Below are 26915 nucleotides of genomic sequence, written 5' to 3'. Positions count from 1 at the left end.
GCCCTCGTACTGGTTGTACGTGGGCTTTCGCCCGGTGCGGCGAGAGTGCGTGCCAGGCGTCGCGGGGCAGGCGGGACTTTGCGGACACGACCTAGTGGCTCAGGAACTCCCCGTCCACGTACACCCACGCCCCCTCCACCCGCTCGAACCGGCTCCGCTCATGCAGCGACCCGCCCCGGAACGAGGCCCGGAAGGTCACGGTCCCGGTGCTGTGGAACGCCGAACCGTCCGTCGTCCCGAGGATCTCCAGCCCCGTCCACCGCATCCCCGGATCGAGGTCCAGCCGGGCCGGGCGGGTCCGCGGATGCCAGGTCCGCACCAGATACGCCGCATCGCCCTTGACGAAGGCGCTGTACCGGGACCGCATCAGCGCCTCGGCCGTCGGCGCGGGGGCCCCCGAGTGGTAGCGGCCGCAGCACCCCTCGTAGGGCCCGGGCAGGCCGCACGGGCAGGCGCCGCCGTTCGTCGGCGCGGAAGCGGAGCGGCTGGCGGAACGGGCGGGACGTCGGGACATGACCACCATTGTGCCGGTACCGGGACGCGTGCCGGAGGCCGCCGTCGTCACCGTGCCGCCCCGGTGCGTTCGCGCGGTCCCCGCGGCTACCGCCGCCCGCCGCGTTCCCGCGGCTACCCGCCGCCCGCCGCGAACTGCGCGACGAGATCCCGCAACGGCCGCGCCGCCTGCTCGGGAGCGAGCCGGGTGTCGATGCCCAGGACCTTGATGGTTCCCAGGTGGGCATGCGGCCCGTCGATGCGTACGGTCCGGCTCGTGGCGCCCTCCGGCCCGGGATGGACGATGGCGGCGAACGGGGCGTCGGGTGTGGTGTATCCGGCGATGTACGTGAGCAGTTGATGCCGGTTCTCGGCGCTGATGTGCTTCCCGTCGTAACCGATGTACTTGGCGTCGATGGGCAGGTAGCGGGCCGTGGGGCTCTCGAAGCGCAGCAGCACGTCGGGCTTGAACGGCTGGCGGTAGGGGCCGTGCTCGTCGCTCGTCCTGATGGCCCGGCCGTCGGTGACGTCCACTCTCCGGCCGCCGAACTCGGCCGCCGCCCCTGCGGCCATCCGCCGCACGACGCGTTCCCAGAGCAGGTCCATCCCCAGCAGCAGACTCTTCGAGGGCAACCCCCGGTCGGTCAGCAGGTCGGTGACACCACCACCGCCCAGCACCAGTCGTGCCCAGGTGTGCGCGGCGCGGTAACGGGAGTTGAGCCGGGTGTACCGGGCACGAGCCATCAGGCCCGACGCCTTCACCTCCGGCCGGGGCCGGGGGAAGTGCTCGGCCAGGTCCCGCAGTGCCCGAGCCAGTCCGGCATCGCTCGCCAGCGGGATCGCCGCGTGCAGTGCGGCGCCGCAGATCAGATTCTCCCACGTGCCCAGGTGCCGTTCGAACGTCCGCACGTGCAGCCGGTCGACGGCACCGTACCGACGGGACAGCTGCGTGCGCAGGTCCAACTGGCCGCGCAGCACGGGCTGCTCCTGCTCCGTCCGTACGTACTCGCGCCGCAATCCCTCGTCCAGCAGCGCCCGGCATTCGGTGAGCAGGGCGTGCGGGACGACGCTCGCGTAGCCGGCCTTGCCCGTCAGCCACGTGCGCGGCGTCTGGTCGTGGGGCACGGGGACGTCCTGCGCGTAGCAGAGCCAGGAGATCAACCGGGCACCGGAGATGGTCATCTTCGGCGCGATGATCAGGCGTACGCGCTCCAGCCTGAGGATCCCCACCGTGGATCTGGCCTTCACGTTCCACCCGGCCGGGGTCCGCTGGAGTCGGAGCCGGTTGCCGTCGACGAGCGGAGCGAGGACCCGGCGATCCGCCTCGGTGAGCTCGTCCGGCTCCAGCTGGGCGGACTCGTGTTCATCGAGCACGACGTCCCGGAGCCCGAACCGGCGCTCACCGCTCGACGGCATCGTCCGGCTCCGCGAACTCGGCGGCGAGCGCGTTGGGCAGATCCTGGGGCGGCACTCGGGCCACGCGGCCGGTCTCCGGATCCACAAGGCTGCCCAGGACGGCCCGCAACGGCTCGGGCCTGCCCATGCCGTGATCCTCGATCTGCGGCACGATGTCGTGGTAGAAAGCCGCGCTGAGTTCCTCCTCGGAACTGACGGGACGGTCCTCCCGCAGCAGGAACGCCTGACCGATCTGATGGTCGGGACCGAACTCCCGGGCGAGGCGGGCGTTCAGCCCGGCGAGGAACACCGCGAGATCGAGCGCACCCACCGAACCCTCGACCGAGTCCAGGTCGGGCGGTACCTCAAGGAACGCGAAGCGCCGCCGGATCGCCGCGTCCAGGTGGCCGATGCTGCGGTCGGCGGTGTTCATGGTGCCGATGATCCGCACGTTGGACGGGATGGCGGCCTGGCGCCCGCTGATGGGCAGCGTCACCGGGATGCACCGCTTGTCGGTCTCCAGCAGCGTGACGAGCTCGCCCAGAATGCGCGGCAGGTCACCCCGGTTGATCTCGTCGATGATCAGCAGGAACGTCCGGTCGGGAGCCTTCTCGGCCGCCGCGCAGATCCGCAGGAAGATCCCCTCACGCCACTTGAGGTTCAGGCCGGCCTGGTCGGCGCTCGGTTCGGGCTTGTACCCCTCCACGAAGTCCTCGTACGCGTACGAAGGATGGAAGGTCACCATGGACACACCCGTCGGTTCCGAGGCACCGGGAGCGGGCAGCAAGCCGGCCAGCACGGACGCGCGTTCGGCAGGCGGCGCGTCGATGGCGTCCGCCCGCTCGGCCAGCGCCAGCGCGACACTGAGGGCCAACCTGGTCTTGCCGGTGCCGGGCGGGCCGAAGAGGATCACCTGGCCCTTGTGCTTCAGTGCGTCGATGACGTCCTGGACCGCACCGGGAACCTCCACCGGCACGGGAGAGGTGACCTCGCGTCCGTCCCGGATGCGCCGCAGCAGCTTCTCCGGAACCTTCGCGAACGTCGGCTGCCAGGCGTTCTCGGGCGCCTCGAAGACCTGGGCATAACTCTCGTCCCAGGCCACGGGCACCTTGTGCCGGTACTCGGCGTACTCCTCGTCGTAGGTGTAACCGCCGGTGACCTCGCCCAGCGCGAGGACTTCCGACTTGCCGCGGTTGGCGACGACGCGGTCACCGGGTTCCAGATCGCGGTAGGCCAGCAGCTGCCGGGCGAGCCGCAGATTGCCGCCGGCCGACTGCGGCCAGACGCTGTCCAGCGCCCGTTTGAGGTCGGTGTCGCTCTCGTACTCGCCGAGATCACCGATCTCGTCCCACCCGACCCGGATGTGCTGACCCGCCCGGCACTCCTGCCACAGGCGGGCCCCCGGCCCCGGAGCGATCTTCAGGGTCTCGCGCCGCCGCGGCTTCGGGGAGAACTCCCCGTACAGGAAACGCATCACCTCCAGCGGGTGCCAGCCCTCGAACTCGGGCCTGCGGCGTACCAGCGCGAGGAGATCCCGGTTGGCTTGCCAGGAGCGGACGCTGCCGTAGGCCTGGTGGCCGGTCTCCCCGAGCAGCTCGGTGAAGTGCCGGATGTGGGACGCCGAGTAGATGGGCAGGAAGTCCTCGGGGAAATAGGTGGCCAGCGTCTTGGTGACCAGCGCCTGCCCGTACGACAGCGTCTCCAGGTCGTCGATGGCGCGGAAGTCCCCGCCCCGTACGGCCACGAACGCGGCCACGAACTCGCCGCGCACCCGTTGCCACGCCTCGTCGACGCTCGTCTTCTGCAGCGGCGCCGGCAGCCGCCACTCACCGGTGCGCCGACTGCGGAAGATGATGTGCTTCGCCGCACTGCCGCCCCGGATGCTGCCGAGGGGGTCGCTCCCGTACTCCATCAACCAGCAGAACGGCCGGCCGGCGGCCGGGGCGTGAACCGTGCCGAGCGCGTAGCGGTGCAGAGGCAGAGTCGGCCAGTCCCCGAGCGGGAAGCTCTCGACGACCTGCTGACGCGACCGCTCGGCCCGTATCAGTGCGTCTGCCGTCGCCGTCCGGTCGAAGGTCCGGGCCGCCTGTTCCACAGTCCTGTCGTGTGCCACCGGTTCATGATCCACGCAAGGGCGGAGGCGGTGCAGGGAAACCGGGGAAAAGCCGAGGGCCCCTGATGAACAGGGGCCCTCACTGGTGTCCGAGGGGGGACTTGAACCCCCACGCCCGATAAAGGGCACTAGCACCTCAAGCTAGCGCGTCTGCCATTCCGCCACCCGGACAAGGTGTCTGTCGTGCGGGGTTTCCCTCGCGGCGACGGAGGAAACATTACCAGGCTTTCGAGGGGGGCCCGATCACCCCCCGTCGTGGCGTGAACGGCATGTGACGGGACGCGGCCGGTCTTGGGCGGCGACGGGGGGAGAGGCAGGATGAGGGGGAACCACCAGCAGCGACAGCGTGGGAGGAAGCAGCGTGAGCGACACGGACACGGCCAGGGGCGTCACCGGCGAGGACGAGGTCGTGGACCTCTGCCGCGAGCTGATCCGGATCGACACCAGCAACTACGGCGACCACTCGGGTCCCGGTGAGCGCAAGGCGGCCGAGTACGTCGCCGAGAAGCTCGCGGAGGTGGGCCTGGAGCCGAAGATCTTCGAGTCGCATCCGGGCCGGGCCTCCACCGTGGCGCGGATCGAGGGCGAGGACCCGTCCCGGCCGGCGCTGCTCATCCACGGGCACACCGACGTCGTCCCGGCCAACGCCGACGACTGGACCCACCACCCCTTCTCCGGCGAGGTGGCGGACGGGTGCGTGTGGGGGCGCGGGGCCGTCGACATGAAGGACATGGACGCGATGACCCTGGCGGTCGTACGCGACCGGCTGCGCAGCGGACGCAGGCCGCCGCGGGACATCGTGCTCGCCTTCCTCGCCGACGAGGAGGCCGGCGGCACGTACGGCGCCCGGTTCCTCGTGGACAAGCACCCGGACCTCTTCGAGGGCGTCACCGAGGCGATCAGCGAGGTGGGCGGGTTCTCGTTCACGGTGAGCGAGGAGCGGCGGCTCTATCTGATCCAGACGGCCGAGAAGGGCATGCACTGGATGAAGCTGACCGTGGCCGGCACGGCCGGGCACGGCTCGATGATCCACCGGGACAATGCGATCACCGAGCTGTCGGAGGCCGTCGCGCGGCTCGGCCGGCACAAGTTCCCGGTGCGGGTCACCAAGACCACCCGCGCCTTCCTCGACGAACTCGGCGACGCCCTCGGCACCGAGCTCGACCCGGAGAACATGGAGGGCACCCTCGCCAAGCTCGGCGGCATCGCCAAGCTCATCGGCGCGACCCTCAGCAACACGGCCAACCCCACGCAGCTGGGCGCCGGCTACAAGGTCAACGTCATCCCGGGCGAGGCGACCGCGCACGTCGACGGCCGCTTCCTGCCCGGGTTCGAGGAGGAGTTCCTCGCCGACCTCGACCGGATCCTCGGACCGAACGTGCGGCGCGAGGACGTGCACGCCGACAAGGCCGTCGAGACGGGCTTCGACGGGGCGCTGGTGGCAGCCATGCAGTCCGCGCTGGTGGCCGAGGACCCGGCCGCCAAGGCGATCCCCTACATGCTCTCCGGAGGGACCGACGCCAAGTCCTTCGACGACCTCGGCATCCGCGGCTTCGGCTTCGCGCCCCTGAAGCTGCCTCCGGAGCTGGACTTCGCGGGCATGTTCCACGGCGTGGACGAGCGGGTGCCGGTGGAAGGGCTGCAATTCGGGGTGCGCGTGCTCGACCGCTTCATCGATGCGTCCTGAATCGACCCACTGAATCGCCCTTCACCGATTCGGCCAGGCGTACTGGCCGTGACCGGGGAGAGTGAACGCGCTCATAGGGTCGTAGCCCTATTAGTTCCTCCTCGTTACAGGTGATGCGATCAGCTACTTGAGATCGCATTGCCAACAAGGAGGAATAATGATCAAGAAGGTCGTCGCTGCTGCGGCTGCCACTGGTGGGCTGGTTCTCGCGGGCGCGGGCCTGGCCGTTGCCGACGCCGGTGCCCAGGGTGCCGCGGTGCACTCCCCGGGTGTCCTGTCGGGCAACGTGGTTCAGGTTCCGGTTCACGTCCCCGTGAACGTCTGCGGCAACACGGTCTCCGTGATCGGGCTGCTGAACCCCGCCTTCGGCAACACCTGCATCAACAAGTGACGTTGTGTCTCGCCCCGTGAACGGGGCTGAGCCCGTCGGCCCCGGAGCGCGTGCCATGCGCTCCGGGGCCGACCGGCCTTTTCGGAACGTCGGTCCCATCCGACGTCGTCATTTCGGAACAAGGTCGAAGGCAGGAAAACAGCAATGCGACAGGTCACCCGCAAGGGCCTGATGACCGTGGCGGCCGCGACCGGCGTCCTCGCCGCCGCCGCCGGCGCCGCCCACGCAACCGGCTCGGGTGCGGACGGCTCCACCTCGAACTCGCCCGGTGTGCTGTCGGGCAACACGGTGCAGGCCCCGATCCACGTCCCGGTCAACGTCTGCGGCAACACGGTCGACGTCGTCGGGGTGCTCAACCCGGCGAGCGGCAACAGCTGCGCCAACCAGGGCGGCAGCTCGGCCGGCGGCCACGGCGGCTCGGGGGCGTCGTCCGACGGACACGCCACCGACTCGCCCGGTGTCGGCTCCGGCAACCACGTCGAGGCGCCGATCCACGTGCCGGTCAACGTCTGCGGCAACAGCGTCGACGTCATCGGCATCGGCAACCCGGCCGAGGGCAACGACTGCACCAACGGCGCAGGTGGAAGCCACAACCCGCCAGGCTCGCCGGAGGAGCCGGGCAACCCCGGGAACCCGGGCAACCCCGGGAACCCCGGCGACCCCGGTGATCCGGGCGACCCCGGTGACCCGGGTGAGCCGGGCAACCCGGGTGAGCCGGGCGACCCCGGTGAGCCGGGCAACCCCGGAACCCCTGAGAACCCCGGTGACCCAGGAAGCCCCGAGAACCCCGGAACGCCGGGGAACCCGGGCGGCTCGGAGGGGAACGAGCCGGGCGCCCACTTCGTGACGCAGCCGCAGGGTGACGCGGAGCTCGCCCACACCGGAAGCGATCTGCCGCTCGGCCTCACGCTGCCGGTCGGAGCGGGCGCGCTGCTCGCGGGCGCGGTCCTCTACCGCAAGGCACGGGCTTCGGCGTAAGGACGGCCGTCGGGCCCGAACGCAGCGGGCCCCGCGTCGGCGGGGCCCGCTGCTTCTCACTTCTGCGGCTGTGCTGCCTTGCTCACCATGTGGCCCGAACCTGCCGGATGATCCGGCGGCGCAGCCGCACCTTGCGGCTTCCGTCGCGCAGCAGGCTCAGGCGGTCCAACTCCCAGTGTCCGTACTCGGCATGGTCCGTCAGCAGGCGTGCGGCGTCCTTGCGGGAGACCCCGCGAGGCACGTACACGTCGACAAATTCGTATTCCGGCATCGCATCTATTGTGCGGGCTGGGGCCCGGTACGGATAGCGTCTGCACTATGTCTGATGCTGTGCAGCCCACCGCTGCCGAGGTACGCGCCGCCGCCGAGGCGGTCAAGACCGCGCTCGACCGCCACCTGGCCGCGGTCGAAAGCCGGTCGGGTGAGGACGACCCGGCCGTCTACGAGGCTTTCAACCAGCTGGCCGCGGCCGCCGAGACCTACGACGAGCTGCTCTACGACCGCTACGACGAGGTCACGCCCTTCGAGATCCCCGGGGCGGACGACGCGCTGCCGCCGTACACCGGCCCCGAGGAACCGAACGCGCTGAGCGTGCTGATCCGCCGCGACTACGCCGTGGTGGAGCCGCAGCGGCTGATGGCGCAGGCCCAGCGGGTCGAGGCGGCGGACGACGACGAGGGGGCGGAGGCCTCGGGCACGGTCCACGGGGCGCTGAGCATCCTGTTCGGCGAGTTCGAACCGGACGAGATCGCTTCCCGGCACAAGGAGTTCGGACTGGATGAGGGCGACTCCACGCTGTGGGTGACGGCCGCGGACGAGCCGGCCGAGCCGGGGGAGTGGCTGGAGACGCCCTTCGAGGGGGTCGACCCGCAGCAGGTGGTCTGCCGTTTCGACGTCAGCACGGTGTTCGACGACGATCCGGACGACGTCGACGACGATCTGGAGGACGAACTGGACACGGAGCTGGACGAGGACGACCTCGAACCACTGGACGCGGATCGCTGACGCGAGGCGCGGCCGTGCGACGGCGGTGGTCACGGATGCTCTCCGCGACCACCGCCGTCGTCGTGTGGCCGTCCACCGACGCTCCACGCCGATCGCCGGCACGGTCAGGTCAGTCCGTCGTCGGTACCTGCGGCCTGAGCAGGACGGGGAGGCGGGTCGTGCGCGGCTTGGCCGGCACCTCGGCCACCGCTCGGGGCAGGGCCTGCTCGACGCCGTGCACCACGGACAGATGCCGCTCCGCCCGGCCGAACGCGGTGTAGACCCAGGGGCGGCTGAGAGCCTGGGCCGCGTCGCCCGGCAGCACCACGACCACCGCCGGCCACCGGCCGCCCACGGCCTGGTGCGCGGTCAGGGCCCAGCCGTGCCGTACGGACTGCTCCACCCGTTCCCTCGGTACGACCACGGTCTCGCCGGCGCAGGACAGGTGCAGTCCCTCGGCGTCCGCCTTCACCACCCGGCCCGGCAGGGTACGGCCGGGCGTGGGGGAGTAGGCGACGCGGTCACCGGGGTCGAAGCCTCCGAAGCGGCCGGGGCCGGGGTTGAGGCGTTCCTTGAGTGCGGCGTTGAGGGCGCGGGTGCCGGCGGCGCCGCCGTGACCCGGCGTGATCACCTGGGTCTCCCCGGCCGGGACGCCGATCGCGCGCGGCACCGAGTCCACGACGAGCTGCACGGTGCGGTGCACGGCCTCGCCCGCGTCCCGTACCGGCACGATCACGAGTTCCTTGCCGGGTGCCTCGACCTGGGTCAGCTCACCGATGCCGATGCCGGACACCAGCTCGCCCAGCGGGCCGGGATCGGGCCGCCGTGAGGCGATCTGCGGGCAGACCCGCGCCGCCAGCAGATCCGCGAACACCCGCCCGGGCCCGGCCGACCAGAGCACCGCCGGATCCCCGGCCAGCACCAGCCGGGCCCCGTCCGGCAACGACTCCGTGAGCAGCGCCGCCGCCTCGACGTCGAGCTGCGGCGCGTCCAGCACGACGAGCAGATCCAGGTCCAACGCACCGTCCGCGTCCCGCCCGGGTCCTTGCGCACCGGACAGGAGCCCGGCCACGGTGGCGACGTCGGGCGCGGATCCCGTCCGCCCGGGGTCCTCCGGCCCGTCGCCGAGCCCGGCCGACAGCGCCGCGAAGCGGTCCCGGCCGAGCGGGGAACAGGTGGCCGCCCAGGCCCGCAGGCCCAGCGTCCGAGCCGCGTGCAGCAGGGCCGCCGGTTCGGCCAGGGACGCCTCGCCGCCGGTGTGCAGGACCAGGCCGTGCGCCGAGACCGCGCGGATCAGGTCGGCCGCGGAGCCCCCGGCCGCCGCGGCCCGCTCCCACTCCTCGGCCGAACCGTCGTGCTTCGGCGCCGAGTTGATCAGTCGGGCCAGCCCGTCGGCGAGGCTCTCCTCCGCGAGGGCGTACCTCTCCAGGCCGACCAGGACGCGGACGGGCCGCTCCTCGTCCTCCTCCGTGTCGCCGTCACCGCGAGCGGGCGCGCCGGGCTCCTCCACAGCGTCCTGGAAGGCCAGCGCCTCGCCCTCGGCGAGGGTGTTCTGCACGGCCGCGTCGGCGTCCGGCACACCCCGCTGGGCCAGGGCCGCGGTCAGCGTCGGCAGCTCCAGCGCCGTGTGCCCGGCCAGCGCCGCCTGCTCCAGCAACCAGACGGTCACCGCCCGGCCGCGCCGCTCGTCGTCCGGTCCGCACTCCGCGCCGAGCAGCGCCCGCGCGAACCCGTCGGCCTGCTCCGGCCGTACACTGCCGACCCGCAGCAACTGCCAGGGGTCCGCCCGCAGCTGGTCGGCCGCGCCGTCACCGAGGGCCGCGGCCACCTGCGGGGCGAGCGCCTCGGGGGCGCCGCCGTCGGCCAGCGCGCGCCGAACGGACTCGACGGTCTGCGGCGCGGGGGCCGCGGCCGTCTCGGCCGGCACGGGCTCCGGCCGCCGTACCGGCTCCGGGGCGGGGCGGCGCGGCGGCTCCGGGGCCTCGAAGACGGTGGCCGCCGGCTGCGCGCCGCTCTCCACGGCCCGTACGGCGGCGAGCAGTTCGGCGGCCTTCCCGCTCAGCTTGGCCCCGCTCTCCAGGGGGCTGTGCTTCTCGGCCTTGCGCCGCTCGATCCGCTCCCGCTCGACCCGCTGAGCGGCGAGTTCGGCCTCGGCCTCGGACATCCGGGCCGCTGTGTCGCCCTCACCGTCGCCGGCGCCCGGGCCGGCCGCGGGGTCCGTGCTGTCGCCGCCTCCGTCCGCCGCCTCGGGTGCGGTCCCGTCCCCGTCGGCCGCCGCCTCGTCGGCCGTCGGTTCCCCGGCACCGCCGCCCCCGGCCACCGCAGGCGCGGTGTCCGCTCCGCCGGCGGCGTCCCGGGCCTCCCCGGCACCTCCGGCGCCCGGTGTCCCCGGCTCGGCGTTCTCCGCGGTCTCGGGCGGCTCCGTGCTCACAGCGTGCTCCAGTCGTGATCGGGATAGCGGTGCACGGGCGCAGACACGTCGTCCAGCGCCCGGCAGATCTCGTCAGGAAGACTAAGGTCCTCCACTGACAACGCCGCCGTGAGCTGCTGTGAGTTGCGCGGCCCGATGACGGGCGCCGTCACACCGGGCCGGTCCCGGACCCAGGCGAGGGCGACCTGCAGCGGGGTCACGGCCAGCCCGTCGGCGGCCGTCTGCACGGCGTCCACGATGCGGCCGGCGGTGTCGTCGAGGTACGGGGCGACGAAAGGGGCCAGATGCTCCGACGCACCCCGCGAGTCCGGGGGCGTCGCGCTGCGGTACTTGCCGGTGAGGACACCGCGGCCCAGCGGTGAGGACGGCAGCAGCCCGACGCCCAGGTCCAGCGCGGCCGGCAGCACCTCGCGCTCCACGCCGCGCTGCAGCAGCGAGTACTCCAACTGCGTGCTCGCCAGCCGGGTCCGCACGCCCGGTGCCGCGAGCTGCCAGGTCGCCGCCTTGGCCAGCTGCCAGCCGCAGAAGTTGGAGACGCCGGCGTAGCGGGCGCGCCCGCTGCTGACCGCCAGGTCCAGGGCGTGCAGGGTCTCCTCCAGCGGCGTGGACGGGTCGTAGGCGTGGATGTGCCAGACGTCCACGTGGTCCGTGCCGAGCCGGGCGAGCGAGGCGTCCAGCGCGGAGAGCAGATGGCCGCGCGAGCCGTCGAAGCGGCGATCCGGGTCGGGGACGCTGCCCGCCTTCGTCGAGATCACCAGGTCCCGGCGCGGTACCAGCCCTTCTATGAGCCGGCCGAGCAGGTACTCGGCCTCTCCGTCGCCGTACACGTCGGCCGTGTCGACGAGCGTGCCGCCCGCCTCCCAGAACGTCTTCAAGAGGTCCGCGGCGTCGTGCTCGTCGGTGTCCCGGCCCCAGGTGAGGGTGCCCAGACCGATACGGGACACGCGCAGGCCGGTGCGGCCGAGATGCCTCTGCTCCATGAACGCCGAGATTACTGGCCAGAACCTACCGTGTGGGGGCCTGTGGACGAGCAGTTTCGGGGACGGTGACCGCGGATGCCGGGGGCTGTCGGGGCGATGCCCGCCACATCGGCCTCCCCGCGGACGGCGCCCCGCGCTAAGGTCGGCCCCACAAGGGACGTTACTGATCGGTAAGGGGAATCCGCCATGCAGCTCGGGATCAACCTCGGCTACTGGGGCGCCGGAATGGACGCGGACAATCTCGCCGTCGCGCAGGAGGCCGACCGGCTGGGATACGCCGTGTGCTGGGCCGCCGAGGCGTACGGCTCGGACGCGGCCACCGTGCTCTCGTGGGTCGCCGCCCAGACCGAGCGCATCGACGTCGGCTCCGCCATTTTCCAGATCCCGGCCCGCCAGCCCGCGATGACCGCGATGACGGCCGCGACCCTGGACTCGCTCTCCGGCGGCCGCTTCCGCCTCGGCCTCGGCGTCTCCGGACCCCAGGTCTCCGAGGGCTGGTACGGGGTCAAGTTCGACAAGCCCCTGGCGCGCACGCGTGAGTACGTCGAGATCGTACGGAAGGCGATGACGCGTGAGCGCCTGTCCTACGAGGGACAGCACTGGACGCTGCCGCTGCCCGGTGGCCCCGGCAAGCCGATCAAGCTGACCGTGCACCCGCAGCGCGAGCACATCCCGCTGTACATCGCCGCCATCGGCCCGAAGAACCTGGAGCAGACCGGCGAGATCGCCGACGGCGCCCTGGTGATCTTCCCCTCCGCCGAGCACCTGGAGGAGACCACGATCCGCCATCTGCGCGCGGGCCGTGAGAAGGCCGGCAAGACCCTCGACGGGTTCGACGTCTGCCCGACGCTCCCGCTGGCCGTAGGCGAGGACAAGGACGTGGCCACGCTCGCCGACACCTTCCGTCCCTACACCGCGCTCTACGTCGGCGGCATGGGCAGCGCCAAGCAGAACTTCTACAACCAGCTCGCCCAGCGCATGGGCTTCGGGGCCGCTGCCGCCGAGGTCCAGGAGAAGTACCTGTCGGGCGACAAGCAGGGCGCCGCGGCCGCCGTCCCGCACGAGCTGATCGACCAGACCACCCTGCTCGGTTCCGTGGACCGCATCGCGGACCGGATGAAGGAGTACGCGGCGGCCGGCGTCACCACTCTCAGCCTGGCGCCGGCCGGCTTCACGCTCGACGAGCGCCTCGCCTCGCTCCGCGCCGGCACCGAGGCCCTGGAGCGCGCCGGACTCGCGTGACACGGACCGCGTCGGGTACGACGTACCACCCGCGGAGGTTTCTGCGGCCGTGGTGGGGGCTCGGGGGTCTTCCCCGCCACGGCCGTCACGCAGAACAACGCGCGCGTGCCCACGCGGTTACGCCCCCTTCGTACCCCGAGGGTCATTCGTTCGGCGGAGTTGTCGGACACAACTGTTGCAGCACCCATCTCGCCGCATTTGACTCGTTCTTTGCGGAATCCTGCGGAGCCCGCGGAATCCTGCGTCCTGCAGAGAGGTGCCCACACGATGCTTTCGGCCAAGAGTCTGTTCCAGGAGATCCTCGACGACGACGAGTCCTTCCGCCTGTTCTGCTCCATCGCGGCCAGCGGCGAGTCCCAGGGCGGCTGGGAGAACGCGCGCATCGCCGCGCTCGTCCCGGAGAGCGCACGCGGCCTCGCACCCAAGATCACCCGGCACGGGGCGGACGAGGACAAGCACGGGCGGATCTTCAACGCCCTGCTGAAGAAGCGCGGGCTCGAACCCGTCGCCGTCCCGCCCGAGACCGACTACACGATGCTGCTGGAGAAGCACGGCATCGGGCTCGCCCACGACAAGCTCAAGGGCGACGAACCGCTCACCGTCCAGGACATCGTCACCTACCTCTCGCACAGCAGGGTCACCGAACAGCGGGCCTCCGAGCAGATGGAACTGCTGCGCAGACACTTCTCCGACCACCCCGACCTCGGACGCGCGGTCAGGATGATCTCGGCCGACGAGGACAACCACCTCGCCTACTGCCACGAGGAACTCCTGCGCTTCGCGGCCCAGGGGCACGGCCGGGCCATCCAGCGGACACTGCGCGAGTGCGCGCTCGCCGAGATCCGGATCTACCGTGACGTCAGCCTCGCCGTCATGGACCACATGGGCCGCCTCCTCGGCTGGTCCCGGCCGAAGGCCGCCCTGCTCGCCGCGGGCATCCACGCCGTGTACGCCTGGGAGCGGATCGCGGGCTGGCGGCGGATGGTGAGCCTGAAGATGCCCGAGCGACGGGACGCGCTGGGCGGCCCGGCCACCTCGGCCCCCGAGTTCGCCTGACGCCCGGCCGACAGCCCTACAACCAGCCCCGGCGCTTGAACAGCCGGTACAGCAGCACCTCCAGGACGGCCATGGCCGCGAGCAGCGCCGGGTACGACCACCGCCAGCTCAGCTCCGGCATGTGCTCGAAGTTCATGCCGTAGACGCCCGCGAGCATCGTGGGGACCGCGGCCATGGCCGCCCACGCGGAGATCTTCCGCATGTCGTCGTTCTGCTGCACGCTCATCTGCGCCAGATGCGCCGACAGCACGTCCGAGACCAGCCGGTCCAGGCCCTCCACCACCTCGTTCACGCGCGTCAGGTGGTCGCTCACGTCCCGGAAGAAGGGCTGCGCCTCGTCGTGCACGAAGGGCACGCGCGCGCTGATCATGCCCGTGCCGGCGAGCCGGGCCAGGGGCTGGGCCAGCGGGACCGTCGCCCGGCGGAACTCCAGGACCTGCCGCTTGAAGTTGTAGATGCGCGACGCCGTGTTCCGAGAACCCCCCACGGTCGGCGAGAACACCTCCGCCTCCAGCTCCTCCAGGTCCGTGCCCAGTTCGGCGGCGACGTCCAGGTAGTGGTCGACCACCGCGTCCGCGATCATGTACAGCACGGCCGTGGGACCGTGCCGCAGCATCTCGGGCTCGTGCTCCAGGCGGTGGCGCACCGTCCCCAAAGGCGCCTCCTCGCCGTGCCGCACGGTCACCACGAAGGAGTCGCCGATGAAGACCATGACCTCGCCGGAGGAGACCTCGTCGCTCTTCGGCTCGTACCCGACGGGCTTGAGCACCACGAACAGCGAGTCGTCGTAGATCTCCAACTTGGGCCGCTGATGGGCCTTCAGTGCGTCCTCGACGGCCAGCGGATGCAGCCCGAACTCCTCGGTGACCCGGTCGAACTCCTTCTCCGTGGGCTCGTACAGGCCGATCCAGACGAAGGCGTCGGCCCGCACGCGGCACTGATCCAGGGCGTCGGAGAGGTCCTGCGGTCCCTCCGTCCGGCGCCCGTCCCGATAGATGGCGCAGTCGACGATCACGAAGCGAATTCTCCCGTCCTTCCGCCGCGGGCACAGCCCGCGGTACGCCTACGCTGGGCGGCATGCCCACGCTGATCCTGGTCCGGCACGGACGTTCCACCGCCAACACCGAGGGACTGCTCGCCGGGTGGACGCCCGGCGTCGCCCTCGACGAGCGCGGCGCCGCGCAGGCCGCCGCACTGCCCGCACGGCTCGCCGAGCTGCCGATCTCCGAGGTCGTCGCGAGCCCACTGCAGCGCTGCCAGGAGACGATCCGGCCGCTGCTCGACGCCCGCCCGGGACTCACCGCCCACACCGACGAACGGATCGGGGAGTGCCACTACGGCGACTGGTCCGGCCGCAAGCTCGCCGAGCTGGCGGACGAGCCGCTGATGGAGGTCGTCCAGGCCCACCCGTCGGCGGCCGCGTTCCCCGGCGGGGAGTCGATGCGGGCGATGCAGACCCGCGCCGCCGAGGCCGTACGGGAGTGGAACGCGCGCGTGGAGCGCGATCACGGCGCCGACGCCGTGTATCTGATGTGCTCGCACGGCGACATCATCAAGTCCCTCGTCGCGGACGCACTCGGTCTTCATCTCGACCTCTTCCAAAGGATCTCTGTTGAACCGTGTTCCATCACCGCGATCCGCTACACCCGTCTGAGGCCGTTCCTCGTACGACTCGGGGACACCGGTGACTTCGCCGCCCTCGTCCCGCGCGAGGATCCGCCGGCCGCTGACGCGACGGTCGGAGGCGGCGCGGGCGCACCGTGATCGTCCGGCGCAGTAGGGTGAAGCGGTCGAAGCAGCGCCGCACGCACGCATTCGCCGCCGCCGTACTCAGATGTCGCCGTACCCACGAATCCAATGGAGACAGGACGTGTCCCGTCAGGTGTTCCTCTACGACCCCCCGGACCGCTTCGTGGCCGGTACGGTCGGGCTGCCCGGACGCCGTACGTTCTTCCTCCAGGCCACCGCAGGCTCCCGGGTGACCAGCGTGGCCCTGGAGAAGACCCAGGTCGCCGCCCTCGCCGAGCGCATGGACGAACTGCTCGACGAGGTCGTACGGCGCAGCGGCGGCAGCGCCGCCGTGCCCGCCGTGGCGCCCACCGAGGTCGCCGACACGGGCCCGCTGGACACCCCCGTCGAGGAGGAGTTCCGCGTCGGCACCATGGCCCTCGCCTGGGACGGCGAGGAGCAGCGCATGATCGTCGAGGCGCAGGCCCTCGTGGAGCTCGACGCCGAGTCCGAGGAGGACCTCGCCGAGGCCGAGGAGCGCCTCCTCCAGGACGAGGAGAACGGGCCCCCGATGCTGCGGGTCCGGCTCACCGGCGCGCAGGCGCGGGCCTTCGCCAAACGCGCCCTCGACGTCGTCAACGCCGGCCGGCCGCCGTGCCCGCTGTGCAGCCTCCCCCTCGACCCGGAAGGACACGTATGTCCGCGCCAGAACGGATACCGCCGCGGAGCGTGACCTCGGTGGACCTGCTCACCGAGGGCGAGCTGACCGTGCGCGGCCGCATCCGTGAGGCGTCCAACGCGGCGCTGTTCTGCACGGTCGCGTACCAGGGGCAGGAGGCGTCCTGCGTGTACAAGCCGGTCGCCGGTGAGCGGCCGCTGTGGGACTTCCCCGACGGCACGCTCGCGCAGCGCGAGGTCGCCGCGTACGAGGTCTCCGAGGCGACCGGCTGGGGGCTCGTACCGCCGACCGTGCTGCGGGACGGGCCGTACGGCGAGGGCATGGTCCAGCTGTGGATCGACGTGACCGCCGAGGCCGAGCTGCTCGCCCTGGTGGACGACGAGGAACCCGGGCCCGGCTGGAAGGCGATCGGCTTCGCCGAGGTGGGCGAGGGGAAGACCGCGCTGCTGGTGCACGCCGACGACGAGCGGCTGCGGCGGCTCGCGGTCCTCGACGCCGTGATCAACAACGCCGACCGCAAGGGCGGGCACCTCCTGCCCACCGAGGGCGGCCGGCTCTACGGCATCGACCACGGCGTCACCTTCAACGCCGAGAACAAGCTCCGCACCCTGCTGTGGGGCTGGGCGGGGGAGCCGCTCACGGCGGAGGCCGTCGAGATCCTCGGCGCCCTCCGGGAGGGGCTGAAGGAGGGCGGCGCGCTGGCCGTAAGGCTGGCCGGGCTGATCACCGACGCGGAGGTGGAGGCAACGCGCGCGCGTGTCGAGGCGCTGCTCGCCTCCGGGCGGCATCCGGAACCGGGCGGGGAGTGGCCGGCCATTCCCTGGCCTCCGGTCTAGGGAGATCCAAACGACAGGCCCAGGAGTGTCAGCACAGCCCCGCCCGCCCCGCGGCACCTGGCACGCCTCGTACCAGACCGTGCGGCACGACGGCCCCCTGCGCCCCGGCAGTACGGCCCCGCCATGGCGGATGCCGCGCAGCACAACACCCGGTGACGCACAAGCACGGCTAACCGGCCATTCGGCCTGGTCCGGTTCGTATCCGGAACATCAGTCCGGTTAGGCTCATGACATGTATGCCTGGCCCGCTTCTGAGGTCCCCGCCCTGCCCGGTCAGGGCCGCGACCTGAGGATCCACGACACCGCGACCGGCGGTCCGGTCACCCTCGACCCCGGTCCCGTCGCCCGTATCTACGTCTGCGGCATCACCCCGTACGACGCGACCCACCTGGGTCACGCGGCGACCTACAACGCGTTCGACCTCGTGCAGCGCGTGTGGCTCGACACCAAGCGGCAGGTTCACTACGTCCAGAACGTCACCGACGTCGACGATCCGCTCCTGGAGCGCGCCCAGCGGGACAACATCGACTGGGTCGCCCTCGCCGAGAAGGAGACCGCTCTCTTCCGTGAGGACATGACCGCCCTGCGCATGCTGCCCCCGCGGCAGTACGTCGGTGCCGTCGAGGCGATACCCGGGATCGTCCCGCTCGTCGAGCGCCTGCGGGACGCCGGCGCCGCCTACGACCTCGAAGGGGACGTCTACTTCTCCGTGGAGTCCGACCCCCACTTCGGCAAGGTCTCGAACCTCGACGCCGCCGCCATGCGGCTGCTGTCCGCCGAGCGCGGCGGCGACCCCGACCGGCCCGGCAAGAAGAACCCGCTCGACCCGATGCTGTGGATGGCCGCCCGTGAGGGCGAGCCCAGCTGGGACGGCGGTTCGCTCGGGCGCGGCCGGCCCGGCTGGCACATCGAGTGCGTCGCCATCGCCCTCGACCACCTCGGGATGGGCTTCGACGTCCAGGGCGGCGGCTCCGACCTCGCCTTCCCGCACCACGAGATGGGCGCCAGCCACGCCCAGGTGCTGACCGGCGAGTTCCCCATGGCCAAGGCGTACGTGCACGCGGGCATGGTCGCGCTGCACGGCGAGAAGATGTCGAAGTCCAAGGGCAACCTCGTCTTCGTCTCCCAGCTGCGCCGCGACGGCGTCGACCCCGCCGCCATCCGGCTCGCCCTGCTCGCCCACCACTACCGGGCCGACTGGGAGTGGACCGACCAGGTGCTCCAGGACGCCGTCGACCGCCTCGGCCGCTGGCGGGCCGCGGTGTCCCGGCCCGACGGGCCGTCCGCCGATGCGCTCGTCGAGGAGATCCGCGACGCCCTCGCGAACGACCTGGACGCCCCGGCCGCGCTCGCCGCGGTCGACCGGTGGGTCACGGTGCAGAACGAGCAGGGCGGCACGGACACGGGCGCCCCGGGCGTCGTCTCACGAGCCGTGGACGCGCTGCTGGGCGTGGCGCTCTAGGCGCCGAGGCCACGGAAAGGGGCGCTTCCTCCCCGGCGGGAGGAGGCGCCCCGCGCGCGTCGCGGTGGGCGTCGGCCACCGACCTGACGCCCCGGCGGTACCAAGTCCGCTTGGTGCGGCGCGTTTTCGGAAGGAACGAGCAAGCACGAGGGGGTCGGGCCGTCCAGGGCTGTTCCGTCAGGTCGGCCGACTCCTACCCCCCCGCGCTGTACGCCCTGCCGCACCGGCGCCCTGCCGAAGCCCGACGAGGTCGTGAAGATCACGCTGAGCGGCGACGACCACGCCGGCGCCGACGTACGACGTGGTCTCCGGGCCGGCGGGACGAGTGGGGGCGGTGCGCAGGTCGCGCACCGCCCCCCTCAGTCCTCCGACGACTCGTCGTCGTCCGTGCCGCCCGCCTTCGGCGGCTTGGGCGGCTTCGTACGGCCGCCCGGGTTGTCCCGCAGGAACGGCCCGGGGGACTCCCCGCCGTCCGCCGTGGCGTGCCCGCCGCCGGGGCCGCCGTCCCGGCGCCGCAGGTACCGCTCGAACTCGCGGGCGATCGCCTCACCCGACGCCTCCGGCAGCTCCGCGGTGTCCCGGGCCTCCTCCAGTGTCTGCACGTACTCGGCGACCTCGCTGTCCTCGGCGGCCAGCTGGTCCACGCCGACCTGCCAGGCGCGCGCGTCCTCGGGCAGCTCGCCCAGCGGGATGCGTACGTCGATCAGGTCCTCCAGGCGGTTGAGCAGGGCCAGCGTCGCCTTCGGGTTGGGCGGCTGCGACACGTAGTGCGGTACGGCCGCCCACAGCGACACCGCCGGTACGCCCGCGTGCGTGCACGCCTCCTGCAGGACGCCGACGATGCCTGTCGGGCCCTCGTACTTGGTCTCCTCCAGGTCCATGCGGCGGGCCAGGTCCGGGTCGGACGTGGTGCCGCTGATCGGGACCGGACGCGTGTGCGGGGTGTCGCCGAGCAGGGCACCCAGGATGACCACCAGCTCCACGCCCAGTTCGTGCGCGAAGCCCAGGAGTTCGTTGCAGAACGAACGCCACCGCATGGACGGTTCGATGCCTCGGACGAGAACGAGATCACGCGGTTTCTCACCGCCGACACGGACGACGGACAACCTTGTCGTCGGCCAAGTGATCTTCCTGACGCCGGCGTCCATCCACACCGTGGGGCGGTTCACCTGGAAGTCGTAGTAGTCCTCGGCGTCCAGCGCCGCGAACACCTCGCCCTTCCACTCCCTCTCCAGATGCGCGACCGCGGTGGAGGCGGCGTCGCCGGCATCGTTCCAGCCCTCGAACGCGGCCACCATGACCGGGTCGATCAGCTCGGGAACCCCCTCGAGCTCGATCACCCAGCGCCTCCTTCCGACGTGCCCTCGCTTGACGTCCCAACTTTACGGCGTGTGGCGGGGGCGCCCGCAGCCCCCTTGCAAGGGGTGGTGAACGGATCACTGCCCCGTTCAACGGCCTGGAACACCCCGCAGTCATCCGAGCTGTATCCGGGGTCCGCACAGGAGGTGATCAGGGCGGGCCGCTCACAGCGTCGAGCGGAGCCACTGCTCCACGCTCGCGATGTGCACCGTCGCCCACGACCGCGCCGCCTCCGCGTCCCGGTCCCGCAGTGCGGCCAGGATCGCCCGGTGCTCGTGCAGTGTCCGGCTGACCGCGTCCTCCTGGGTCAGCCCCCGCCAGATCCGCGCCCGCGTCGTCGGCCCGGAGAGCCCGTCGAGGAGCGAGCACAGCACCGAGTTGCCGGAACTCTGCACGATGCCCCGGTGGAACTCCAGGTCACCGGCGACGAGTTCCTCCACCGAGGGGGCGTCGCCGAGCCTGTCCAACTGCTTCGACAAGGCCGCCAGTTGCTGCTCGCTGATCCGGGACGCGGCCATCGCCGTGGCGGCCGGCTCCAGGATGCGGCGCACCGCCAGGAACTCCAGGACGGTGTCGTCACGGTGGAAGTCGACGACGAAGCTCAGCGCCTCCAGCAACAGTTGCGGATCCAGGCTGGTCACATACGTCCCGTCGCCCTGTCGTACGTCCAGAATCCGGATCAGCGACAGGGCCCGAACCGCTTCCCGCAGGGAGTTGCGGGACAGGCCGAGCTCGGCCGCCAGTTCGCTCTCCTTGGGGAGCCGGTCGCCGGGGCGCAGCTTGCCGGAGACGATCATGCCCTTGATCTTCTCGATGGCCTCGTCGGTGACTGCCATGGCCGCCTCCCTGCCGTTCGGGATGTCGTTCGAGACGTCCGATGTCTCGGGCACATTATGGGGCCTGTTCAGACGAGCGCCTCCAGGTCGGCGATCACCGCCTCCTCGTCCAGCGTCGTCAGCGCCCTGTCCCGCATCAGCACCCGCCCGTCGACGACGGTGTCCCGTACGTCCGCCGAGTGCGCCGCGCCCTGAACCGCCGCCCCGGCCCGTCGGCGGGACCGACGGCGACGATCTCCCCCTCGTGGACGGCAACGGCCACGTCCCGCACGACGGTTCCGGCGTCGTCGACCGTCAGGACGTCACCACCATGGACCAGCAGATCGATGCGCACGCCTCCCCCCCGTCTCATGTGCCGTTCTTTTCACGCGGGTTGTACCCGCTGTCCGGTCGCGGCCCACTTGTCGGCGGGTTCGGGAGCGGGATGGCCCCGGCTGTCGCGGCCGTCGGTGCCAGGGGAGGTGCCGCGGTCCGGAGCGGCCTCGCCGCGGGGGCATGGCGAGGGTCGGTTCGGCATGCAGCGGGACGCACCCCGCTACGGGATCGACGTGTCGCGGGCGACGACCGCCCAGCCAGGCGAGCAGGTCCGCGAGCGCCTCGTGGGCGGGCGGGGAACGCCTGAGCAGGTCCCCCGCGAGACCGGGGCGACGGAGCGGCTGCCGTACACCTCGCCCATGCGAAAGGGGCGGCTCCCGTCGGCGTGGAGCCGCCCCTTCCGATGGTGGCCGGCCCCGGTGCGGAAGGGGCCGCCCTCGTGAGGTCCGGTCGGTCAGGGGAGTGGCCGGACCCGGCGCTGTCGAAGGCTCATCCGGCGAAAACCTCCTGAGCGCCTTTCGAGGCTCACTTCTTGTCGAGCAGGTCCTGGACCTTCGCCCGGACGTCGTCCGTCGCAAGACCCCGGATCGTCAGCGTCGTACGGCGGCGCAGCACGTCGTCCGCAGTCTCGGCCCACTCGTTGTCCCGGGCGTAGACGACCTGGGCCCAGATCTCCGGGGCGTCCGGGTGGACGCGCTCGCCCAGCTCCGGGTTCTCGTTGGCGAGGCGGGCGATGTCGAAGGCCAGCGAGCCGTAGTGCGTCGCCAGGTGCCTCGCCGTGTCGGCCGCCATGCGCGGACCCGGCGCCGGACGGTCGGTCAGCAGCCGGTGGGCGACCGCACGCGGGTTGGCGATGCCCGGCAGCGGCAGCTTCTTCGGCAGCGAGGCGATCGGCTCGAAGTCGTCGCCCAGCGGGGCGCCGGGCAGCGCCTCCAGCTTCTTCATGATGGTGCGGCCGATGTGCCGGAAGGTGGTCCACTTGCCGCCGGCCACGGACAGCATGCCGCCCCTGCCCTCGGTCACGACCGTCTCGCGCTTGGCCTTCGCCGTGTCACCGGGGCCGCCCGGCAGCACCCGCAGACCCGCGAAGGCGTACGTGATGAGATCGCGGTCCAGCTGCTGGTCCCGGATCGAGAACGCCGCCTCGTCCAGGATCTGGGCTATGTCCTTGTCGTTGACCGCGACGTCCGCCGGGTCGCCCTCGAACTCCTCGTCCGTGGTGCCCAGCAGCAGCATGTCCTCCCAGGGCAGGGCGAACGTGATGCGGTACTTGTCGATCGGGGTCGCGAGCGCGGCCTTCCAGGGCGCGGTCCGCTTCAGGACCAGATGCGCGCCCTTCGACAGACGGATCGACGGGGCGGCATTCGGGTCCTCCATCTTGCGCAGGTGGTCCACCCACGGGCCGGTCGCGTTCAGCACGAGGCGGGCGCTCACCCCGAACTCGTCACCGGACAGACGGTCCCTCAACTCCGCGCCGGTCACCCGGCCCTTGGTGAAGCGCAGGCCGGTGACCTCGGCGTGGTTGAGCACGACCGCGCCCGCCTCGACGGCCGCGCGGACCGTCATCAGCGCCATGCGCGAGTCGTTCATCTGGTCGTCGCCGTACACGGCCACGGCCTTGAGGTTCTCGGTGCGCAGCTCGGGCACGTCCTGCGCCGCCTTGGCGGGGGACAGGAGGTGGCCGACGCCGTCACCGAACGCGGAGAGCGCGGAGTAGGCGAAGACGCCCGCCCCGAGCTTCGCGGCGCCGTGCGGCCCGCCCTTGTACACGGGGAGGTAGAACGTGAGCGGGTTCGCCAGGTGGGGGGCCACCTGACGGGAGACCGCACGGCGCTCGAAGTGGTTCTCCGCCACCAGCTTCACCGCGCCGGTCTGCAGGTAGCGCAGACCGCCGTGGAGGAGCTTGGAGGAGGCGGAGGAGGTGGCGCCGGCGAAGTCGCCGGCGTCGACCAGAGCCACCCTGAGGCCGGACTGCGCGGCGTGCCAGGCGGTGGAGATGCCCAGGATGCCGCCGCCGATCACGAGAAGGTCGTACGACGCCTTGGCGAGCTGCTCCCGGGTCTCGGCGCGGCTCGGGTTGGAGCCGGAGGCCGGGCGCGTACCGAGGGCAGGCACGGACTGCAGGGTGGTCTGACTGGTCATTTCGGGTTCTTACTCCTCATCAGAGTTCGAGAGCTGGCGGCGGTCGTCAGTTCTCGTCGTCCTCGAGCCAGCCCATGGTCCGCTCGACGGCCTTGAGCCAGTTCTTGTACTCACGGTCGCGGGTCTCCGCGTCCATGCGGGGGGTCCACTCGGCGGCCCGGCGCCAGTTGGCGCGCAGGTCGTCGGTGCTGTTCCAGAAGCCGACGGCGAGACCGGCGGCGTAGGCGGCGCCGAGGCAGGTGGTCTCGGCGACCATCGGGCGCACCACCGGCGCGTCCAGGACGTCCGAGAGCGTCTGCATCAGCAGGTTGTTCGCGGTCATGCCGCCGTCGACCTTGAGGGTGGCCAGTTCGACGCCGGAGTCCTTCGTCATGGCGTCGGCGATCTCCCGCGTCTGCCAGGCGGTGGCCTCCAGGACGGCACGCGCGAGGTGCGCCTTGGTGACGTACCGGGTCAGGCCGGCGATCACACCGCGGGCGTCGGAGCGCCAGTGCGGGGCGAACAGGCCCGAGAAGGCCGGCACGAAGTAGGCGCCGCCGTTGTCCTCGACCGAGAGCGCGAGCGTCTCGATCTCGGCGGCGGTGGAGATCAGGCCCATCTGGTCGCGCATCCACTGCACCAGCGAGCCGGTGACGGCGATCGAGCCCTCCAGGGCGTAGACCGTGTCCTGGTCGCCGATCTTGTACCCGACGGTGGTGAGCAGGCCGGCGTACGAGTTGATGATCTTGTCACCGGTGTTCATCACCATGAAGGTGCCGGTGCCGTACGTCGACTTGGTCTCGCCCTCGGCGAAGCAGGTCTGGCCGAACAGGGCCGCCTGCTGGTCGCCGAGCGCGGAGGCGACCGGGATGCCGCCGAGCAGGTCGCCCAGCTTGCCACCGGTGATCTCGCCGTAGACCTCCGCGGAGGAGCGGATCTCGGGCAGGATCTGCAGCGGCACGCCGATCGACTCGGCGATCTTCTCGTCCCACTCCATGGTGTGGAGGTTCATCAGCATGGTGCGGGAGGCGTTGGTGACGTCCGTGACGTGCTTGCCGCCGTCGACACCGCCGGTCAGGTTCCAGATGACCCAGGTGTCCATGGTGCCGAAGAGGATGTCGCCGGCCTCGGCGCGCTCCTTGAGGCCCTCGACGTTGTCCAGCAGCCAGCGGGCCTTGGGGCCGGCGAAGTAGGACGCGAGGGGCAGGCCGGTCTCGCGGCGGAAGCGGTCCTGGCCGACATTGCGGCCGAGCTCCCGGCAGAGCGCGTCGGTGCGGGTGTCCTGCCAGACGATGGCGTTGTAGACGGGCTCACCGGTGTTCTTGTCCCACAGCACGGTGGTCTCGCGCTGGTTGGTGATGCCGATGGCCTTGATGTCGTCACGGGTGATGCCGGCCTTCTCGATGGCTCCGGCGACGACTTCCTGGACGTTGGTCCAGATCTCGGTGGCGTTGTGCTCGACCCAGCCCGGCTTCGGGAAGATCTGCTCGTGCTCCTTCTGGTCGACGGAGACGATGCGTCCGTCGCGGTCGAAGACGATGCAGCGGCTGGAGGTGGTGCCCTGGTCGATGGCTGCGATGAAGGGGCCGGCGGTGTGCGCGTCGGTCACTGTCTGCTCCTGGAAAGTTCCGTGGTTATGGGGCTTTACGTACGGCGTGCGCTGAGAGTTTCGGTGCTTCTCACTCGAACGGGTGAAGCTCGGTTCTCTTAGGCGAAAGCCACGTTGTAGATGCCTGCGGCGATCGCGGCGCCGATGAGCGGACCGACCACCGGGATCCAGGCGTAGCCCCAGTCGGAGCCGCCCTTGTTGGGCAGGGGCAGAAGGGCGTGCACGATTCTCGGGCCGAGGTCACGGGCCGGGTTGATCGCGTAGCCGGTCGGGCCGCCGAGGGACAGACCGATCGAGACGACGACGAGGGCGACGATCAGCGCGCCGATCGGGCCGAGGCCGTCACCGTTGTTGTTCAGGCCCTGCGTGAGGATGGCGAGCACCAGCACCACGGTGCCGATGATCTCCGTGAGGAGGTTCTGCACCACGTTCCGGATCTCCGGACCGGTGGAGAACACGCCCAGGACCGGGCCGGCGCCCTTCTCCTGGGCCTCGACGGCCTTGACCGCCGTGGCCTGCGCACCCGGACCACCGACGATCTCCTTGTCGGTGAGGTGTGCGTGGAACTGGCCGTAGTAGGCGACCCAGACCAGAGCCGCACCGATCATGGCGCCGAGCAGCTGTCCGGCGACATAAGCAGGAACGTTGCTCCAGTCGTTGTCCTTGATCGCGAGAGCGACCGTCACGGCCGGGTTCAGGTGGGCGCCGGACAGCGGCGCCGAGGTGTAGACCGCCGTGAGCACTGCGAAGCCCCACCCGAAGGTGATGGCGAGCCAGCCGGCGTTGCGGGCCTTGGAGGCCTTCAGCGTGACGGCCGCGCAGACGCCGCCGCCGAGCAGGATGAGTATGGCGGTACCGATGGTCTCGCCGATGAAGATGTCGGAGCTGGACACCCGCGACTCCTTTGTCCTTCGTCCAGGGGAAGCCGAGAACCCCGGGTCCCTCCGGTGGTTCGCGTTGCCCTCGGGGGTGAGGGCGATGGCGGCCTCTGGCGTTGTCACACTCTAGCGCGTATTGCCGGTAGGTGTTCGACAATGCCGACCGATGGACGGGAGTCTTGTCCCGGTGTGAGCTGCGCGTCAAGAGCTCTGTCGTCGAATGCGCGATCGTTGTCGGTTGTGTTGCTTTATCGACTTGGCAACATCGAGTCCGGCTCATGGCGAAGACCGGGACGTCGTACGACGCCCCGGCGGCTGTTCTCCTGCAGTGCGGGCCCTCGGAAGCGTCTCGTGCGGACCCTGGGAAGCGTCTGGTGCGGGCCCTCGAAGCCACCCGGTGCCAGCCCTGGGAAGCGTCTGGAGTGAGCCCTCGGAGCCATCCCGCGCGGGCCGCCGGAAGCGTCCGTGCAGGCCCCGGGCCGCCCCGCGCCCGCCCTCAGAACCGTCCGGCGCCCAAATCCCGCGACACCGCGCGGGCACAGTCCCGTACCGCCGCGATCAGCTCGGGACGCAGCTCGCCGTCCCGGCACAGCCGCTCCACGGCACCGGTGATGCCCACGGAGCCGACCGGCATGCGGCGCCGGTCGTGGATGGGGGCGGCGACGGACGCGACGCCCTCCCAGGTCTCTTCGACGTCAGCCGCGTAGCCACGCGCGCGGGTCATGTCGAGGATGTGCTCGAACCCGTCGAGTTCGCACACGGTCCGGTCCGTGAACGCCTTGCGGTCGCACTCGATCGCCTCGCTGTGCGCCACCGGGTCGTAGGCCGACAGAACCTTGCCCAGAGCCGTGGAGTGCAGGGGCTGCATGGCCCCGATCTCCAGCACTTGCCTGCTGTCGTCGGGCCGGAAGACGTGGTGGACGATCAGCACGCCCTGCTGGTGCAGGACACCCAGATAGACGCTCTCCCCGCTGGAACGCGCCAGGTCGTCCGTCCACACCAGGGCGCGTGCCCGCAGCTCGTGCACGTCCAGATAGGTGGTGCCCAGGCGCAGCAGCTCGGCGCCCAGCTGGTAGCGCCCGGACGCCTCGTCCTGCTCGACGAAGCCCTCCTGCTGGAGGGTGCGCAGGATCCCGTGGGCGGTGCCCTTGGCGAGGCCCAGCGAAGAGGCGATGTCGGACAGGCCGAGCCGCCGCTCGCCGCCCGCGAGGAGCCGCAGCATCGCGGCCGCCCGCTCGAGCGACTGGATGTTCCGTGCCATCGCCGTACTGCCTCCGTCCCCTTCGAGCGTCGACCCCGCGACGTCGCTGCCGCTGTTCGGCAATGTCGAACACTACTAGTCG

Annotated in this window: 24 protein-coding genes and 1 tRNA gene; 10 read left to right on the top strand and 15 right to left on the bottom strand. The window is 71.4% G+C overall.

The features are described 5' to 3' along the window. Positions 1-91: 91 nt before the first annotated feature. The 4 genes from ACWCPI_RS21160 to ACWCPI_RS21145 all read right to left on the bottom strand — a co-directional run bounded on the left by ACWCPI_RS21160 (position 92) and on the right by ACWCPI_RS21145 (position 4171). Positions 92-514 carry a YchJ family protein gene (locus ACWCPI_RS21160; RefSeq protein ID WP_451039551.1) on the bottom strand — a complete coding sequence of 141 codons (423 nt, stop codon included), beginning with the start codon at positions 512-514 and terminating at the stop codon, positions 92-94. 113 nt (positions 515-627) lie between these two features. Next, entirely contained in the window at positions 628-1908 is a 1281-nt protein-coding gene (locus tag ACWCPI_RS21155; protein WP_451039550.1) for an McrC family protein, read from the bottom strand. Next, entirely contained in the window at positions 1892-4000 is a 2109-nt protein-coding gene (locus ACWCPI_RS21150; RefSeq protein WP_451039549.1) for an McrB family protein, read from the bottom strand. Before ACWCPI_RS21150 ends, ACWCPI_RS21155 begins: the two co-directional genes overlap by 17 nt. Before the next feature lie 83 nt (positions 4001-4083). Next, a tRNA-Leu gene (locus tag ACWCPI_RS21145) sits at positions 4084-4171 on the bottom strand. Positions 4172-4361: 190 nt separating this feature from the next. Between ACWCPI_RS21145 and ACWCPI_RS21140 the strand changes: the two genes are divergently transcribed. From ACWCPI_RS21140 to ACWCPI_RS21130, 3 genes are all read left to right on the top strand, one after another. Then, positions 4362-5687 carry a M20/M25/M40 family metallo-hydrolase gene (locus ACWCPI_RS21140; RefSeq protein ID WP_388806781.1) on the top strand — a complete coding sequence of 442 codons (1326 nt, stop codon included), beginning with the start codon at positions 4362-4364 and terminating at the stop codon, positions 5685-5687. Between the two features lie 157 nt (positions 5688-5844). Next, complete coding sequence (chpH, locus tag ACWCPI_RS21135; protein ID WP_388806783.1) at positions 5845-6078, top strand: chaplin ChpH; 234 nt, start codon at positions 5845-5847, stop codon at positions 6076-6078. A 144-nt stretch (positions 6079-6222) separates the two neighbouring features. Beyond that, entirely contained in the window at positions 6223-7056 is an 834-nt protein-coding gene (locus ACWCPI_RS21130) for a chaplin (RefSeq protein WP_451039548.1), read from the top strand. An 82-nt stretch (positions 7057-7138) separates the two neighbouring features. Here ACWCPI_RS21130 and ACWCPI_RS21125 read toward each other — a convergent pair whose 3' ends face one another. Beyond that, a complete protein-coding gene (locus ACWCPI_RS21125; protein ID WP_388806787.1) occupies positions 7139-7327 on the bottom strand; it encodes a DUF5703 family protein in 189 nt (62 codons plus the stop codon). Positions 7328-7374: 47 nt separating this feature from the next. Here ACWCPI_RS21125 and ACWCPI_RS21120 point away from each other — a divergent pair, with 47 nt between their 5' ends. Continuing rightward, positions 7375-8061 (top strand): hypothetical protein, encoded by a 687-nt coding sequence (locus tag ACWCPI_RS21120; protein WP_451039547.1) that lies wholly within the window; start codon positions 7375-7377, stop codon positions 8059-8061. Positions 8062-8170: 109 nt separating this feature from the next. Here ACWCPI_RS21120 and ACWCPI_RS21115 read toward each other — a convergent pair whose 3' ends face one another. Together ACWCPI_RS21115 and ACWCPI_RS21110 are read right to left on the bottom strand one after the other, a co-directional pair. Then, positions 8171-10471, bottom strand: a complete 2301-nt coding sequence (locus ACWCPI_RS21115) for a helix-hairpin-helix domain-containing protein (RefSeq protein WP_451039546.1) — start codon at positions 10469-10471, stop codon at positions 8171-8173. Further along, positions 10468-11451, bottom strand: coding sequence for an aldo/keto reductase (locus ACWCPI_RS21110; RefSeq protein ID WP_388806792.1), 984 nt, complete (start codon positions 11449-11451; stop codon positions 10468-10470). Before ACWCPI_RS21110 ends, ACWCPI_RS21115 begins: the two co-directional genes overlap by 4 nt. Before the next feature lie 186 nt (positions 11452-11637). Here ACWCPI_RS21110 and ACWCPI_RS21105 point away from each other — a divergent pair, with 186 nt between their 5' ends. Both ACWCPI_RS21105 and ACWCPI_RS21100 read left to right on the top strand, forming a co-directional pair. Further along, entirely contained in the window at positions 11638-12693 is a 1056-nt protein-coding gene (locus ACWCPI_RS21105) for an LLM class F420-dependent oxidoreductase (protein WP_451039545.1), read from the top strand. 267 nt (positions 12694-12960) lie between these two features. Continuing rightward, on the top strand, positions 12961-13749 hold the full coding sequence (locus tag ACWCPI_RS21100) for a ferritin-like domain-containing protein (protein ID WP_451039544.1): 789 nt from the start codon (positions 12961-12963) through the stop codon (positions 13747-13749). Positions 13750-13765: 16 nt separating this feature from the next. On the opposite strand, the gene corA is transcribed toward ACWCPI_RS21100, so the two are convergent. Beyond that, positions 13766-14764: a magnesium/cobalt transporter CorA gene (gene corA / locus ACWCPI_RS21095; RefSeq protein ID WP_451039543.1), complete on the bottom strand. Its 999-nt coding sequence runs from the start codon at positions 14762-14764 to the stop codon at positions 13766-13768. A gap of 62 nt (positions 14765-14826) precedes the next feature. Between corA and ACWCPI_RS21090 the strand changes: the two genes are divergently transcribed. From ACWCPI_RS21090 to mshC, 4 genes are all read left to right on the top strand, one after another. Continuing rightward, entirely contained in the window at positions 14827-15513 is a 687-nt protein-coding gene (locus ACWCPI_RS21090; protein WP_451039542.1) for a histidine phosphatase family protein, read from the top strand. Between the two features lie 106 nt (positions 15514-15619). Next, complete coding sequence (locus tag ACWCPI_RS21085) at positions 15620-16210, top strand: DUF3090 domain-containing protein (RefSeq protein WP_451039541.1); 591 nt, start codon at positions 15620-15622, stop codon at positions 16208-16210. Further along, the gene (locus ACWCPI_RS21080) at positions 16174-16992 is read left to right on the top strand and encodes an SCO1664 family protein (RefSeq protein WP_451039540.1); all 819 of its coding nucleotides are present in this window, start codon (positions 16174-16176) and stop codon (positions 16990-16992) included. The genes ACWCPI_RS21085 and ACWCPI_RS21080 overlap by 37 nt, the downstream gene beginning before the upstream one ends. Positions 16993-17224: 232 nt before the next feature. Further along, positions 17225-18454, top strand: coding sequence for a cysteine--1-D-myo-inosityl 2-amino-2-deoxy-alpha-D-glucopyranoside ligase (mshC, locus tag ACWCPI_RS21075; RefSeq protein WP_451039539.1), 1230 nt, complete (start codon positions 17225-17227; stop codon positions 18452-18454). Between the two features lie 359 nt (positions 18455-18813). On the opposite strand, the gene ACWCPI_RS21070 is transcribed toward mshC, so the two are convergent. The 7 genes from ACWCPI_RS21070 to ACWCPI_RS21040 form a co-directional block, all read right to left on the bottom strand. Next, a complete protein-coding gene (locus tag ACWCPI_RS21070; RefSeq protein ID WP_388806806.1) occupies positions 18814-19794 on the bottom strand; it encodes a PAC2 family protein in 981 nt (326 codons plus the stop codon). Positions 19795-19977: 183 nt separating this feature from the next. Further along, positions 19978-20649 (bottom strand): FadR/GntR family transcriptional regulator, encoded by a 672-nt coding sequence (locus tag ACWCPI_RS21065; protein WP_451039538.1) that lies wholly within the window; start codon positions 20647-20649, stop codon positions 19978-19980. Positions 20650-20785: 136 nt separating this feature from the next. Then, positions 20786-21001: a hypothetical protein gene (locus tag ACWCPI_RS21060; RefSeq protein ID WP_451039537.1), complete on the bottom strand. Its 216-nt coding sequence runs from the start codon at positions 20999-21001 to the stop codon at positions 20786-20788. A gap of 488 nt (positions 21002-21489) precedes the next feature. Beyond that, the gene (locus ACWCPI_RS21055) at positions 21490-23106 is read right to left on the bottom strand and encodes an FAD-dependent oxidoreductase (RefSeq protein ID WP_451039536.1); all 1617 of its coding nucleotides are present in this window, start codon (positions 23104-23106) and stop codon (positions 21490-21492) included. A 46-nt stretch (positions 23107-23152) separates the two neighbouring features. Further along, the gene (gene glpK, locus ACWCPI_RS21050; protein ID WP_451039535.1) at positions 23153-24694 is read right to left on the bottom strand and encodes a glycerol kinase GlpK; all 1542 of its coding nucleotides are present in this window, start codon (positions 24692-24694) and stop codon (positions 23153-23155) included. 98 nt (positions 24695-24792) lie between these two features. Then, positions 24793-25587, bottom strand: a complete 795-nt coding sequence (locus tag ACWCPI_RS21045; protein ID WP_451039534.1) for an MIP/aquaporin family protein — start codon at positions 25585-25587, stop codon at positions 24793-24795. 481 nt (positions 25588-26068) lie between these two features. Next, positions 26069-26833, bottom strand: coding sequence for an IclR family transcriptional regulator (locus ACWCPI_RS21040; protein WP_451039533.1), 765 nt, complete (start codon positions 26831-26833; stop codon positions 26069-26071). Positions 26834-26915 lie beyond the last annotated feature (82 nt).

This window comes from Streptomyces sp. NPDC001920, assembly GCF_053594495.1.
The sequence above is the reverse complement of the archived record's forward strand: the minus strand, read 5'-3'. Positions and strand labels throughout refer to the sequence as shown.

What these genes read in the sequence shown, in the direction of transcription:
- ACWCPI_RS21120 (WP_451039547.1), top strand. Translation starts at nt 7,375, where the DNA reads ATGTCTGATGCTGTGCAGCCCACCGCTGCCGAGGTACGCGCCGCCGCC.
- ACWCPI_RS21125 (WP_388806787.1), bottom strand. Translation starts at nt 7,327, where the DNA reads ATGCCGGAATACGAATTTGTCGACGTGTACGTGCCTCGCGGGGTCTCC.
- ACWCPI_RS21080 (WP_451039540.1), top strand. Translation starts at nt 16,174, where the DNA reads ATGTCCGCGCCAGAACGGATACCGCCGCGGAGCGTGACCTCGGTGGAC.
- ACWCPI_RS21155 (WP_451039550.1), bottom strand. Translation starts at nt 1,908, where the DNA reads ATGCCGTCGAGCGGTGAGCGCCGGTTCGGGCTCCGGGACGTCGTGCTC.
- ACWCPI_RS21105 (WP_451039545.1), top strand. Translation starts at nt 11,638, where the DNA reads ATGCAGCTCGGGATCAACCTCGGCTACTGGGGCGCCGGAATGGACGCG.
- ACWCPI_RS21100 (WP_451039544.1), top strand. Translation starts at nt 12,961, where the DNA reads ATGCTTTCGGCCAAGAGTCTGTTCCAGGAGATCCTCGACGACGACGAG.
- ACWCPI_RS21110 (WP_388806792.1), bottom strand. Translation starts at nt 11,451, where the DNA reads ATGGAGCAGAGGCATCTCGGCCGCACCGGCCTGCGCGTGTCCCGTATC.
- ACWCPI_RS21130 (WP_451039548.1), top strand. Translation starts at nt 6,223, where the DNA reads ATGCGACAGGTCACCCGCAAGGGCCTGATGACCGTGGCGGCCGCGACC.
- ACWCPI_RS21060 (WP_451039537.1), bottom strand. Translation starts at nt 21,001, where the DNA reads ATGAGACGGGGGGGAGGCGTGCGCATCGATCTGCTGGTCCATGGTGGT.
- ACWCPI_RS21065 (WP_451039538.1), bottom strand. Translation starts at nt 20,649, where the DNA reads ATGGCAGTCACCGACGAGGCCATCGAGAAGATCAAGGGCATGATCGTC.
- ACWCPI_RS21055 (WP_451039536.1), bottom strand. Translation starts at nt 23,106, where the DNA reads ATGACCAGTCAGACCACCCTGCAGTCCGTGCCTGCCCTCGGTACGCGC.
- ACWCPI_RS21040 (WP_451039533.1), bottom strand. Translation starts at nt 26,833, where the DNA reads ATGGCACGGAACATCCAGTCGCTCGAGCGGGCGGCCGCGATGCTGCGG.
- ACWCPI_RS21090 (WP_451039542.1), top strand. Translation starts at nt 14,827, where the DNA reads ATGCCCACGCTGATCCTGGTCCGGCACGGACGTTCCACCGCCAACACC.
- mshC (WP_451039539.1), top strand. Translation starts at nt 17,225, where the DNA reads ATGTATGCCTGGCCCGCTTCTGAGGTCCCCGCCCTGCCCGGTCAGGGC.
- ACWCPI_RS21160 (WP_451039551.1), bottom strand. Translation starts at nt 514, where the DNA reads ATGTCCCGACGTCCCGCCCGTTCCGCCAGCCGCTCCGCTTCCGCGCCG.
- chpH (WP_388806783.1), top strand. Translation starts at nt 5,845, where the DNA reads ATGATCAAGAAGGTCGTCGCTGCTGCGGCTGCCACTGGTGGGCTGGTT.